The sequence below is a fragment of the Aequorivita sp. CRS11 genome, assembly GCF_059693805.1.
In genome coordinates this window covers 40,053-52,918 of the sequence record NZ_JCATIG010000008.1, presented here as the reverse complement: position 1 = coordinate 52,918, position 12,866 = coordinate 40,053, and the positions used below count along the sequence as shown (strand labels likewise).

Annotated in this window: 12 protein-coding genes; 11 read left to right on the top strand and 1 reads right to left on the bottom strand. The window is 38.4% G+C overall.

What is annotated here, in order from left to right:
- The first annotated feature begins 18 nt into the window (after positions 1-18).
- From tamL to accD, 3 genes are read left to right on the top strand one after another with little or no spacing between them, the layout of a single operon-like run.
- Positions 19-2,577 (top strand): translocation and assembly module lipoprotein TamL, encoded by a 2,559-nt coding sequence (gene tamL, locus AC58DT_RS13565; RefSeq protein WP_497217355.1) that lies wholly within the window; start codon positions 19-21, stop codon positions 2,575-2,577.
- Between the two features lie 43 nt (positions 2,578-2,620).
- The gene (gene fbaA, locus AC58DT_RS13560) at positions 2,621-3,688 is read left to right on the top strand and encodes a class II fructose-bisphosphate aldolase (RefSeq protein ID WP_497217354.1); all 1,068 of its coding nucleotides are present in this window, start codon (positions 2,621-2,623) and stop codon (positions 3,686-3,688) included.
- Positions 3,689-3,729: 41 nt separating this feature from the next.
- Complete coding sequence (gene accD / locus AC58DT_RS13555; RefSeq protein WP_497217353.1) at positions 3,730-4,596, top strand: acetyl-CoA carboxylase, carboxyltransferase subunit beta; 867 nt, start codon at positions 3,730-3,732, stop codon at positions 4,594-4,596.
- A 50-nt stretch (positions 4,597-4,646) separates the two neighbouring features.
- Here accD and AC58DT_RS13550 read toward each other — a convergent pair whose 3' ends face one another.
- Positions 4,647-5,480, bottom strand: a complete 834-nt coding sequence (locus tag AC58DT_RS13550; RefSeq protein WP_497217352.1) for a hypothetical protein — start codon at positions 5,478-5,480, stop codon at positions 4,647-4,649.
- A 172-nt stretch (positions 5,481-5,652) separates the two neighbouring features.
- Here AC58DT_RS13550 and rpsO point away from each other — a divergent pair, with 172 nt between their 5' ends.
- The 8 genes from rpsO to rpe all read left to right on the top strand — a co-directional run bounded on the left by rpsO (position 5,653) and on the right by rpe (position 12,858).
- Positions 5,653-5,922 carry a 30S ribosomal protein S15 gene (rpsO, locus tag AC58DT_RS13545; RefSeq protein ID WP_062622380.1) on the top strand — a complete coding sequence of 90 codons (270 nt, stop codon included), beginning with the start codon at positions 5,653-5,655 and terminating at the stop codon, positions 5,920-5,922.
- Positions 5,923-6,107: 185 nt separating this feature from the next.
- Positions 6,108-8,342, top strand: a complete 2,235-nt coding sequence (locus AC58DT_RS13540) for a polyribonucleotide nucleotidyltransferase (RefSeq protein ID WP_497217351.1) — start codon at positions 6,108-6,110, stop codon at positions 8,340-8,342.
- A 114-nt stretch (positions 8,343-8,456) separates the two neighbouring features.
- Positions 8,457-9,494 carry an FIDD domain-containing protein gene (locus AC58DT_RS13535; protein ID WP_497217350.1) on the top strand — a complete coding sequence of 346 codons (1,038 nt, stop codon included), beginning with the start codon at positions 8,457-8,459 and terminating at the stop codon, positions 9,492-9,494.
- 15 nt (positions 9,495-9,509) lie between these two features.
- On the top strand, positions 9,510-10,055 hold the full coding sequence (locus tag AC58DT_RS13530) for an RNA polymerase sigma factor (RefSeq protein WP_497217349.1): 546 nt from the start codon (positions 9,510-9,512) through the stop codon (positions 10,053-10,055).
- A gap of 1 nt (position 10,056) precedes the next feature.
- Positions 10,057-10,680 carry a hypothetical protein gene (locus tag AC58DT_RS13525; protein WP_497217348.1) on the top strand — a complete coding sequence of 208 codons (624 nt, stop codon included), beginning with the start codon at positions 10,057-10,059 and terminating at the stop codon, positions 10,678-10,680.
- Positions 10,681-10,809: 129 nt separating this feature from the next.
- Positions 10,810-11,673, top strand: a complete 864-nt coding sequence (locus tag AC58DT_RS13520; protein WP_045080767.1) for a sigma-70 family RNA polymerase sigma factor — start codon at positions 10,810-10,812, stop codon at positions 11,671-11,673.
- Positions 11,674-11,743: 70 nt separating this feature from the next.
- Positions 11,744-12,193, top strand: coding sequence for a BLUF domain-containing protein (locus tag AC58DT_RS13515; RefSeq protein ID WP_497217385.1), 450 nt, complete (start codon positions 11,744-11,746; stop codon positions 12,191-12,193).
- Between the two features lie 5 nt (positions 12,194-12,198).
- The gene (rpe, locus tag AC58DT_RS13510; protein WP_497217347.1) at positions 12,199-12,858 is read left to right on the top strand and encodes a ribulose-phosphate 3-epimerase; all 660 of its coding nucleotides are present in this window, start codon (positions 12,199-12,201) and stop codon (positions 12,856-12,858) included.
- Positions 12,859-12,866 lie beyond the last annotated feature (8 nt).

Below are 12,866 nucleotides of genomic sequence, written 5' to 3'. Positions count from 1 at the left end.
TTGAATTAAAACACACACTTGAAGCGCGACCTCACAAAAATATCACTATTTATAGTATTAATGAGCTTGTTTTTTTCCTGCAATGCCGTAAAAAGAGTTCCAGAAGATAAATACCTGCTCACCGAAAATATAATTTTGGTAGATAGCGTTAAAATTAAAGATGCGGGAGTATACAGCCAGCTGGCGCAAAAACCCAATACTTCCATCCCATTGATAGGGATACCATTAGGGCTGCACATTTATAATTTGGCAGATCCACAACCAGATTCCACATATTACCGATGGCTTCACAAAAACCCCAAAAGAGAGGAACGACTCATTAAACTTCTTTCAAAAAAACAGGTAGACCAGATTGACAGCAGTTATGTTGGGTTTAATGAATGGCTTCAAAAATCCGGGGATGCTCCTGCCATTATTGACGAACAAAAAATTCAGAAATCCATGGAACGCCTTAAGCGGTGGTATGCGAGCTATGGATATTTTAATGATGAAGTGGATTATAAAATTGAACCTAACGAGAAAAAGAAAAAGCGTGCAAAGGTTACTTATTTTGTAAAAAAGCATCAGCCCTATTTTGTGGGTGATTCAATCGTTGAAAAAATAAGTTCACCAGTAGTAGATTCCCTTTTTCAGGATACAAAAAGTAAGTCATTTATAGTTCCGGGCAAGCAATACACAGCAAATGATTTTGTAAATGAACGCGACCGCCTCACAATTCAATTTAGAAATTCAGGACTCTATCATTTTGAACAGGAATATGTAGGTTTTGAGGCAGACACTGTAAACACAGGCCATAAAGCCAACATCACTTACATAATCCCAGACCGAAAAATAACACAGGGCGACAGCACCTATACGGTACCTTTTAAAGTTCACAGTATTAAAGAGGTTCGAATTGTGACCGATTACTCCTATGAAAACCGTGATGCTACCTTCCAGGATTCAATAAGTTATAATGGATATAAATTGTTCAGCTATGGCAAGATGCGGTTTCGCCCTAAGGCTATCACAGATGCCATTTCAATCATTCCCGGAAATATTTATAAGGACATTGATAGAAAATTGACATACAACCAAATAAGTGATCTTCGCATTTTTAAGTATCCAAACATTAGTTATTCGGAAGTAGCGGCAGATTCCACAGGAAGGTTGCTCAACTCTACTATTCTACTCAGTCCCCGCGATCGGTTTACACTTGGGGTTGATTTTGATGCATATACATCTACTATTCAGCAGTTCGGAATTAGTTTCAGCGGAAATATGATTTTCAGGAATATTTTTCGCGGAGCGGAAATCCTTGAAATTTCTGGCCGTGGAAGTCTTGGCTCATCTAAAGATGCCGCGGACAGCGAAAGCAAGTTTTTTAATATTTCAGAATTTGGCGGTGACGTAAAACTCACTTTCCCCCGGATAATTTTTCCTATCAACACTGAAAAACTGATACCCAAATATATGTCTCCCTCAACAAGCGTTAGTTTTGGTGCCAGTTTGCAGAATAACATTGGTTTGGATAGACAAACTATAAGCGGAATTTATAATTATCGCTGGAAACCTTCAAAAATTCTAACATATCAGGTAGATTTATTAAACCTGCAATATGTAAGAAATTTAAATGTTGAGAATTATTACAATGTTTACAAAAGTTCTTATAACAGGCTTAATGAAATTGCGCAAAGCTTGAACTATGATTTCAATAACCCAAACACCAATCCAACGCTTGAAATTCCTGACGAAACAGAAGATTTCATTTTAGATGTTTTGAACCAAAATATAGCTGCAGATACCGATACATTTGATGAAGTTTTAAGTATTGCAGAACGACAAGCAAGGCTTACAGAAAACAATTTGATTTTTGCCTCAAACATAACATTGACTAGAGACACACGGGAAAATATCAATGACAATAATTTTTCACGGTTGCGTCTAAAACTAGAATCTGCAGGAAACGTATTATCCGGAATTTCAAGTCTTGCCGGATCCCAAAAAAATTCCGCAGGAAATTACAGGGCCCTGGGAGTAGTTTATTCACAATATATTAAACCGGAGATTGAGTATATTAAACACTGGGATTTAGACGGAAAAAATATAATTGCCGTTCGCGCTTTTGGAGGCATAGCCATTCCATACGGAAACAGTAACAGTATACCCTTTACACGAAGTTATTTTGCTGGTGGAGCAAATGATAACAGGGGCTGGAAAGCTTATGATCTTGGCCCGGGAAGCAGCGGTAGTATTCTGGACTTTAACGATGCAAACTTCAAACTTGCATTTAATGCAGAATATCGATTCACAATTTTGGGAGATTTTAAAGGCGGTCTGTTTGTGGATGCGGGTAATATTTGGAACGTGCTGGATAATATTGAAGATGAAGCCTCCGTATTTAACGGGATTGCAGATTTAAAGGAAATTGCAGTTGCAACAGGGATCGGTTTGCGATATGATTTCGGCTTTTTTGTATTCCGATTTGATGTAGGATTTAAAACCCACAATCCCGGAAACCCTATCGGCGAACGGTGGTTTACAGACTATAGTTTCCGTAAGGCTGTTTACAACATAGGCATCAACTATCCCTTCTAAACCATATAAATTTGTTATTTTTGCTTGCTAAACAATAATAATCATGAGCCACGGAATTGTACCCGGTGTAGCAACCGGAAAAGAAGTTCAAAAAATACATAATTACGCAAAAGAGAAAGGTTTTGCTATGCCCGCCGTAAATGTTGTGGGTTCTGATAGCGTTAATGCCGTTATGGAAACTGCTGCCGCATTGAATTCCCCCGTTATTATCCAATTCTCAAACGGTGGAGCACATTTTAATGCAGGAAAAGGCCTTTCAAACGAAAACGAAAAAGCCGCTATTGCAGGTGGTGTGGCAGGCGCTAAGCACATTCACGAACTTGCAAAAGTTTATGGGGCTACTGTAATTCTTCACACAGACCATTGCGCCAAAAAATTACTTCCGTGGATTGACGGATTACTGGATGCAGGTGAAAAGTTTTACAAAGAAACCGGAAAACCGCTTTACAGCTCACATATGATAGATCTTTCCGAAGAGCCTATTGAAGAAAATATTGAAATTTGCAAACGCTATTTGGAACGTATGAGCAAAATGGGGATGACCCTTGAAATTGAATTGGGCATCACCGGAGGCGAAGAGGATGGCGTCGATAATACCGGAGTAGATTCGTCTAAGCTTTACACCCAGCCCGATGAAGTTGCATATGCTTACGCAGAACTTTCAAAAATAAGTGATCAGTTTACCATCGCTGCGGCCTTCGGAAATGTACACGGCGTTTACAAACCTGGAAACGTAAAGTTGACTCCCATTATTCTTAAAAACTCACAGGAGTATGTTCAGAAAAAATTCAATACCGGACACAATCCAATTGATTTTGTTTTCCACGGCGGAAGCGGTTCGACTGTGGAAGAAATTCGTGAAGCTATAAGTTACGGAGTAATTAAAATGAACATTGACACCGATATGCAATTTGCGTTTACAGAAGGTGTACGTGATTATATGGTGAACAATTTGGAATATTTAAAAACCCAAATCGGGAATCCCGAAGGCGACGACCTTCCAAATAAAAAATACTACGATCCACGAAAGTGGCTTCGCGAAGGCGAAATCACATTTAAAAAAAGACTCGAACAAGCCTTTAAAGATTTGAACAACGTTAATACGCTATAAAGCTTCAATTGAAAATAAAAACATTAAATAAACAATAGTTTATGCCTTGGTTTAAAAGAACAAAAAAGGGAATTCAAACCCCAACCGAAGAAAAAAAGGACGTCCCGAAAGGACTGTGGTACAAATCGCCCACTGGAAAAATCGTAGATAGCGAAGAGCTTGAAAAAAATTATTACGTAAGTCCCGAAGATGGTTACCACGTGCGCATTGGAAGCAAAGAGTATTTTGAAATTCTTTTTGACGACAACAAATTTAAGGAGCTAGATAAAAATCTTACCTCAAAGGATACACTCAAATTTGAGGACAAAAAGAAATATACAGACAGATTAAAGGAAGCACAGGACAAAACGGGTCTTAAAGATGCTATTCGCTGTGCCGTTGGAAAATCCATGGGGGCAGATTTGGTTGTGGCCTGTATGGATTTTAGCTTTATTGGAGGTTCTATGGGAAGCGTTGTAGGCGAAAAAATTGCCCGCGCTGCAGATTATTCACTTAAAAAGAAAATTCCCCTACTCATAATTTCAAAAAGTGGCGGTGCCCGAATGATGGAAGCTGCACTCTCGCTGATGCAACTTGCCAAAACAAGTGTGAAACTTGCTCAACTAAGCGATGCGGGAATACCCTATATTTCATTGTGCACAGATCCAACAACGGGCGGAACTACCGCATCATTCGCAATGTTAGGAGATATAAACATTAGCGAACCTGGCGCATTGATAGGTTTTGCAGGACCGCGCGTTGTGCGCGATACTACAGGAAAGGAACTACCGGAAGGTTTCCAAACTGCTGAATTTGTTTTGGAGCACGGTTTCTTGGATTTCATTACTCATCGCCGTGACCTGAAAAGAAAAATAAACCTTTACCTCGATTTGGTCCTAAACAGGCCGCTTCGTGAAAAGACCGCATAAAAAAAAAGCTGCTCCAAACGAGCAGCTTTTTTATTGAAAGCTATTTTCAATCAATTCATTGTAAAGGGATATTCTTGACCGTTGTAAATAAATACGGCCTGATTATCACATTCGCCGTCACCAAAATCGATAGCTGCCGTTACCCCGTCCTGTGAAACCTCAAGCCGTCCATTAACAACCCAACGACAGGCAGTTTTATAAACAAGTGTTTCGGTAACTTCACCACTTCTTTCAAAACCATTGGTAAATACAGTTTGCCAATTTCCGCTTACGTGGTATACATTGTCAAGCCACGTACCAGAACCAACACCTTCCACCCATTCGGAAACACGGGTTCCATTACGAGTACCCGTTACAGTAGTGTTTGGAAAACTCACTGTGATACTTTCGTTAACAGTAGATTGTGGATTATCATTTTGATTAGCTATTTCATACAGAATGCTTCCACCACCGCTTACACCATTTCCATTAAAAATAAAGTTTTGAAAGGTATAATTGACGGTATAGGTTCCAGAAACCAATGGACCATATTCCAGAAAAATGCTTCCAGAAACCACATTCCCGTTATTTAATGTACAGGAATCGCCAAAATCCAAAAGAATGGTGAAAACGTTCCCTTGCATTCCAACGGTAATTTCTGTACAATTCGGGAAAAGAGAGAATTGCGTTGTGCCACGGCCTCCAGTTTCATTTTCCACAAAAGCCTGCTCTATAATATTAAATGTACCTTCGGCAACATTATCGGTTTTTGCAGCTCGCATAGAATTATCTGATGAGAAATTAACTTCTTCCGAAGCAGTATCCTCATCTTTAATACAACTTGTAAAAAGGAAGATTCCCATCACAAAAAATGAAAGAAATAATTTAAAAGGGATGATTTTCATAAATTTAAAGGTTTAGGGGTTTAGATTCCTATAACGCTGAAAAACATCATTTCAATATATTTGAATTAATTTTTATTTGAAATACAGCTATTTCAAAATCGATTTTGTACTTTTGCAACCTTGATTATCAAAATGGTAATCAGTACATAAAAATCATTTTAACAATATTGGCATGTATTTATCCCAAGAAGAAAAAGAAAAAATTTTCGCAAAACACGGAAAGTCCAAGACTGACACTGGTTCAGCTGAAGGACAGATTGCGCTATTCACGTACCGCATCGAGCATTTAACAAAACACCTTAAAGCAAATCACAAGGACTACAACACTGAGCGTTCTTTGGTAATGTTGGTAGGTAAGCGCAGGGCATTGTTGGATTATCTTATGAAAAAAGACATCCTTCGTTACCGTGCCATCGTTAAAGAATTAGGATTACGTAAGTAATATTTTAAAGGGCTCTTACGAGCCCTTTATTTTTATATTTTTTTCAGAACTTACTTCTGATACACATAGAAAAGCTACCCTTAGGTTTTTCATTGGTCAACCACAACAACACAACAACACGCGACTGATAAACAGTCGTTGACCATTTTTAACCGTGCGCCCCTGGCGTACAAAATGAAAAACAAATGATACCTAAAGTATTTAGAGAGGTCATAGACCTAGGTGATGGACGGGAGATTTCCATCGAAACCGGAAAATTGGCAAAACAGGCACACGGTTCTGTTGTTGTGCAATCCGGAAAATGTATGTTGCTATGCACCGTAGTTTCAAACTACAAACAGAGCGATGTTGATTTTCTACCTTTAACAGTAGATTATCGCGAAAAATTTGCAGCTTCGGGTCGTTACCCAGGCGGTTTCTTCAAAAGAGAAGCTAGACCAAGTGACGGTGAAGTTTTAACAATGCGTCTTGTGGACCGCGTATTGCGCCCACTTTTCCCAAAGGATTACCACGCCGAAACCCAAGTGATGATCCAATTGATGAGTCACGATGAAGATGTAATGCCAGATGCAATGGCAGGTTTGGCGGCTTCTGCAGCCATCCAGCTTTCAGACTTCCCTTTTGAATGTGCCATTTCCGAAGCACGTGTGGGAAGAATAGACGGCAAATTCATCATTAACCCAACCCGTGCCCAATTGGAGGAATCTGACATCGATATGGTAATTGGCGCATCGGCTGATTCCGTAATGATGGTGGAAGGTGAGATGAAAGAAATTAGCGAAGAAGAAATGGTTGAGGCCATTAAATTTGCTCACGAACATATCAAAAAACAATGTGAGGCACAATTAAGATTGGCTGAAGCTGTTGGTAGAAAAGAAGTTCGTGAATACGAAGCAGAACGCGAGGATGAAGATTTGAAAAAGAAAATTCACGATATGGCTTACGATAAAGTGTATGCCGTAGCAAAATCTGCCTCTGCAAAACACGAAAGAAGCGCTTCATTTGATGCAATTAAAGAAGAAATAAAAGCTACTTTCTCAGAAGAGGAATTGGAAGATTTTGGAGATTTAATTTCAAAATATTATTACAAAGCTGAAAAAGCTGCCGTTCGTGATCTTACCTTAAACGAAGGTTTGCGTTTGGACGGCAGGAAGACAGATCAAATTCGCCCCATTTGGTGCGAGGTTGATTATCTTCCTTCAACGCACGGTTCGGCTATTTTTACACGTGGTGAAACACAAGCTTTGGCAACCGTTACTTTGGGAACTTCTCGCGAAGCAAACCAAATTGATATGCCATCTTTTGAAGGCGAAGAGACTTTCTATCTTCATTACAACTTCCCTCCTTTCTCAACTGGTGAGGCCCGCCCAATCCGCGGAACTTCACGTAGAGAGGTTGGTCACGGAAATTTGGCACAACGTGCCTTAAAAGGAATGATTCCTGCAGATTGCCCTTATACCGTTCGTGTGGTTTCAGAAGTTTTGGAATCTAACGGTTCTTCTTCTATGGCGACTGTATGTTCAGGAACTATGGCATTGATGGATGCTGGGGTTCAGTTGAAAAAACCTGTTTCCGGTATCGCAATGGGATTGATTTCTGATGGTGAAACAGGAAAGTATGCAGTACTTTCAGATATCTTAGGTGATGAAGATCACTTGGGCGATATGGACTTTAAGGTAACTGGAACGGCTGACGGAATTACCGCTTGTCAGATGGACATTAAAGTGAAAGGGCTTTCGTATGAAATTTTAGTAAACGCTCTTAAACAAGCTGCTGCCGGAAGACTTCACATACTTGAAAAATTGACTGATACCATCGCAAAACCAAATGCAGATGTGAAGCCTCACGCTCCAAAAATGGTTACCGTTACTATTCCAAACGAATATATTGGTGCTTTAATTGGACCTGGCGGAAAAGTAATTCAAGAGCTTCAAAAAGCTACAAAGACTACAATTGTAATCAACGAAGATCCCGTTACCGAAGAAGGTATAGTGGAAATTCTTGGTACAAACCAAGAAGGTATTGATGCAGTATTGGCGAAGATTGATTCACTTACTTTTAAACCTGAAGTAGGAAGCATTTATGAAGTGAAAGTTATAAAAATGCTTGATTTCGGTGCTGTTGTAGAATATATGGACGCACCAGGAAACGAGATTTTACTTCACGTTTCTGAACTTGCTTGGGAACGCACCGAAAACGTTAGTGATGTCGTAAATATGGGAGATGTTTTTGATGTGAAATATATGGGAATTGACCCACGTACCAAGAAGGAAAGAGTTTCCCGCAAAGCGATTCTTCCAAAACCTGAAGGGTATAAAGAACGTCCACCACGCGACGACAAACGAAGCGGTGGACGCGATAACCGTGGCCGCGACAACCGTGGCCGTGATAATCGCGACAGAGACAAAAAGAGAGATTAATTTTTCTTTTTAACACAATAAACGCCTTTCAGCAATGGAGGGCGTTTTTTTTATGCTCACACGCAACCTTTCAAAAATTTTCAGACTAAAGAGTAATAACGTAATGATACATTTATGAAAAATATTTGGTTTTTATCGCTTCTCATACTTCTTACAGTCTTATCTTCCTGTGAAAACGAACCCATAAGCAAAGCAGATCCTTCGAAGGTTATCAAAGTAGATTCTGAACTTTATAATCTTATTGAGCGCGCTGCCGGTAATGATTTTGACAATGAAATTACTTGTATTGACTTTAATTACGCCTTTACATTGTTAATTTATGATGAAAATATGGATATTTTCGGCTACCAGATAATAAAAAGTGATATTGAATTCAGTGAGTTTTTGGGTGCATTAGAGGAAGATAAATCCATAAGTTTAAGCTATCCTATCACCAGTATTCTAAATGACGGCCAGCCATACACTATTAATAACAATGAAGAGTTGAAAGAAGCAATAGATCACTGTTTGGGAGCCGACACGGTTATTACCTGCAATAATATCCTAACCGAAACTTCGTGTATTTGGATGGTAAATCATTTGGAGGGCCCCAACAGCGAATACGACGGCTCGTATTTTGAAGTGAGCAATTTGGGGAATGCAGCGCTTTATTTTCAAGAGAACGCTTTCGGCGGAACTTGGGTTTCCTATTTTATAGAAGATGAATTACATCTCAATATTTTTTTGACGGGAAATGAAAACGTAAGTGATGATTGGAATTTTGATTGGAAAATAACAAGTTTTGACCCTGGGCAAATACAAATTGAAAATGGTACAGATCGTATTTCCCTGATCAAGGACTGTTACGAGCCTTGTAGAAAAATTCTCTTTGAGGAATGCGAAACCGAGCCAAATTCAGGCAGGGCTATATTTGATTTGGAAAGTTATTTTGAATGTTTCTTTCCATTTTCGGGTATTCCAGACCCTTCAACCGTTACTTGGAATTACTATGAAAATTACGATGACATGCTGGAGGGCTTAAATCCCATAACCAATTTAATGTATGAAAACAGGGAAAATCCACAGGTAATTTATGTTAGATTTGATAATATAAATAACGGGATTCAGGTTTCCGGTGTACCCATTGTTTTAAAAGCCATTAACTGTTTCTAAAATTTCAAAGTTTATTTGAAGGAAGCTGAACTTATAAAAGCGTGTATTAAGAATAACCGGACAGCACAAAATGAGTTGTTCCGAAAGTACAAAGACACCCTATATTTTACCTCACTGAAATATTGCAGAAACGAAGCCGATGCCGAAGACAACCTGCACGATGCTTTTTTAACAATTTTTAAAAAATTAAAAACATATAAAAACCAGGGTTCTTTTGAAGGTTGGATGAAACGAATTACAATCTTTAAAGCAATTGATAAATACAAAACAAAAAAGCCCCTGAATATTGAAATTAAAGAGGATATATTCGAAGATGAAGTGATAGTTGAAAAGGAAGAAAACCTTTCGCTGGACCAACTTTTGGCTCTAATACAGGATTTACCGGATCAGTATCGGCTTGTGTTCAATCTTTACCAAATGGATGGTTTTTCACACAAAGAAATTGCGTCATTTTTAAATATTTCCGAAGGAACTTCAAAATCAAACTATCATCGGGCAAAACTCATTTTACGCGATAAAATCATTGCGTTAAGCAAGGCAATTAACCCAAAAACATATTGAAATGGGAGAAAAAAAAGACATAGGAAAGCTTTTTGAAAATAAGCTGCACAAAGGAAAAAAAGTTCCCAAAAATACACTTTGGGAGAAAATAAATACTTCGCTTGACGAAGAAAAACACCGTAGAAAAAGAATTTTTTACTATTGGATTTCGGGAGGTGTGATTTTAACTTTATTGGGAGCGTTTTTGCTTTTTGGCAACAGTGATTTTTTGAAAATCAATTCAACTGTAACAAAAAAGCATAATGAAATTTTGGAAAATACCGTTTCTTCCCCGGAAAAAGTAAATGATGTAAAATCCACTAAAGCTTTACCGATTGATTCACTTTCCGCAGAACTCCCAGATGAAAAGTTGAGTAAAATAGCAACGGTTGAAGAAAATCAGCCTGTAAATTCTTCACAGAAATCAGAAGGGAAAAAATCAATTAATACTTCTGAAAAAAAGGTTTCAAAAAGTAAAAGCTTAGATGAAACTTTTACAGTTTCAGAAAAATATTATTATTACAACAGCCGTGACGGAAGACAAATTGTAACCCAAGACAAAAAAGAAATTGACAGTTTAATTTTAAAAAACAAAAACGAGCTAGATTCTGCAAATATTAAAAAGAAAGATACTTTAGAGCAATAATTAAATTGCTTCTGTAGTTTAATTTTAAGAAGATTTTAAAAAAAATCTAAAACTTTTGTAACCTTTTCCGTAATTGTTACGTATAACTCAATACACAAGTTTAAACCTTAATCTACAGGACAAACCTTAATGAGACAACTTAAAATTACAAAGCAGGTAACCAATAGGGAAACTGCTTCATTAGACAAGTATCTTCAAGAAATTGGAAAAGTTGACTTAATCACCGCAGACGAAGAAGTAGAATTGGCACAGCGCATAAAAGCGGGTGACCAGCGCGCCTTGGAAAAATTGACCAAAGCTAACCTTCGTTTCGTAGTTTCGGTGGCGAAGCAATACCAAAACCAAGGACTTACCCTTCCAGACCTTATTAATGAAGGAAACCTTGGCCTTATTAAAGCCGCGCAACGTTTTGACGAAACCCGTGGTTTCAAATTTATCTCGTATGCAGTTTGGTGGATTCGTCAGTCAATTTTACAAGCTTTGGCAGAGCAATCACGTATTGTGCGGTTGCCATTGAACAAAATTGGAAGCATCAACAAGATAAATAAGATGTATGCCTATCTTGAACAAGCCAATGAGCGCCCTCCTTCCGCAGAGGAAATTGCAAAGGAGCTGGATATGACCATTAATGACGTGAAGGAATCCATGAAAAATTCTGGCCGTCACGTATCCATGGATGCACCGCTTGTTGAAGGAGAAGACAGTAACCTTTACGATGTTTTGCGTAGCGGTGAAAGTCCAAACCCAGACCGTTCTTTATTGCACGAATCACTTCGCACGGAAATTGAACGTGCTTTGGAAACCTTGACCCCAAGAGAGGCTGACGTTATCCGTTTGTACTTTGGGCTTGGTGACCAGCACCCGATGACCTTGGAAGAAATAGGCGAAACCTTTGATCTTACCCGTGAACGCGTACGCCAGATTAAAGAAAAAGCGATTCGCAGATTGAAACACACTTCGCGAAGCAAAATATTGATGACCTATTTGGGGTAACTCCCATAAAGATAACTTACAGTATCAGTTTCTCAGTTTTACTGAGAAAATACTGTTCGTTTTTTGATTGATGAATGACCTCCGGCTGATTACCGGAGGTTTTTTCTATCTTTACAGCAGCATGGAGCATACAATATGTTATTTAAGCAAGCAAGCCGAAACCCTGAAAAATCCAGAGTTAGAAAAATTGTTTGAATTTATAATAGAAATGAACCCATCGTTGAATATAACTGGCGCCCTTCTTTACAACAATAATTTTTTTCTTCAAGTATTGGAGGGTAGTAAAAAAACCGTGAAAGAATTGTTTTCAAAAATTCGGAAAGATAAAAGACACACAGACATTTTAATGATTTTTGACCAAAGAATTGAAAACCGAATTTTTCAGAATTACGAAGCAAACTTCAGCATATTAAAAACCAAAGCAGATATTGAAAGATTGAATACTTATCTTTCTAATTATGACTTTGAAAACAAATATCCAAAAAACATAAAATCACTTATCGAACCTTTCTTACTATAAGTTATATGAAAAATACAATTATAGCCCCATCCATACTTGCAGCAGATTTTGCGAACCTTCAGCGCGATATTGAAATGGTTAACAACAGTGAAGCCGACTGGTTTCATCTTGATGTAATGGATGGTGTTTTTGTGCCGAATATTTCTTTCGGAATGCCAGTTATAAAAAGTATTGCAGCACACGCCAAGAAACCACTGGACGTTCACTTAATGATTATTGATCCCGATCGTTACATAAAAGATTTTGCAGACCTTGGCACAAGCATTCTCACCGTACATTTTGAAGCATGTACACATCTTCACCGTTCGCTGCAGGCAATAAAAGCTGAGGGAATGAAGGCCGGGGTTGCCATTAATCCACATACAAATGTTGCATTGCTTGAAGATACCATCAACGACATTGACTTGGTTTGCATGATGAGTGTAAATCCAGGCTTTGGTGGACAAAGCTTCATTGAAAACACCTATAAAAAAGTAAAACAACTTCGGCAAATTATTGAGGCCAATGGTGCTTCAACCAAAATTGAAATAGACGGGGGCGTAACAAATAAGAACGCTAAGCAGTTGGTTGATGCAGGTGCCGACGTTTTGGTGGCGGGCAGTTATGTTTTTGGCGCAAGCAATCCATCGCAAACCATTTCTGACTTAAAGGAAATCTTAAAATAATTTTTTTG

Bases quoted from the DNA above. Each gene is read 5' to 3' on its own strand.
- fbaA (WP_497217354.1), top strand. From the start codon at position 2,621: ATGAGCCACGGAATTGTACCCGGTGTAGCAACCGGAAAAGAAGTTCAA.
- accD (WP_497217353.1), top strand. From the start codon at position 3,730: ATGCCTTGGTTTAAAAGAACAAAAAAGGGAATTCAAACCCCAACCGAA.
- AC58DT_RS13550 (WP_497217352.1), bottom strand. From the start codon at position 5,480: ATGAAAATCATCCCTTTTAAATTATTTCTTTCATTTTTTGTGATGGGA.
- rpsO (WP_062622380.1), top strand. From the start codon at position 5,653: ATGTATTTATCCCAAGAAGAAAAAGAAAAAATTTTCGCAAAACACGGA.
- AC58DT_RS13540 (WP_497217351.1), top strand. From the start codon at position 6,108: ATGATACCTAAAGTATTTAGAGAGGTCATAGACCTAGGTGATGGACGG.
- AC58DT_RS13535 (WP_497217350.1), top strand. From the start codon at position 8,457: ATGAAAAATATTTGGTTTTTATCGCTTCTCATACTTCTTACAGTCTTA.
- AC58DT_RS13525 (WP_497217348.1), top strand. From the start codon at position 10,057: ATGGGAGAAAAAAAAGACATAGGAAAGCTTTTTGAAAATAAGCTGCAC.
- AC58DT_RS13520 (WP_045080767.1), top strand. From the start codon at position 10,810: ATGAGACAACTTAAAATTACAAAGCAGGTAACCAATAGGGAAACTGCT.
- AC58DT_RS13515 (WP_497217385.1), top strand. From the start codon at position 11,744: ATGAATGACCTCCGGCTGATTACCGGAGGTTTTTTCTATCTTTACAGC.
- rpe (WP_497217347.1), top strand. From the start codon at position 12,199: ATGAAAAATACAATTATAGCCCCATCCATACTTGCAGCAGATTTTGCG.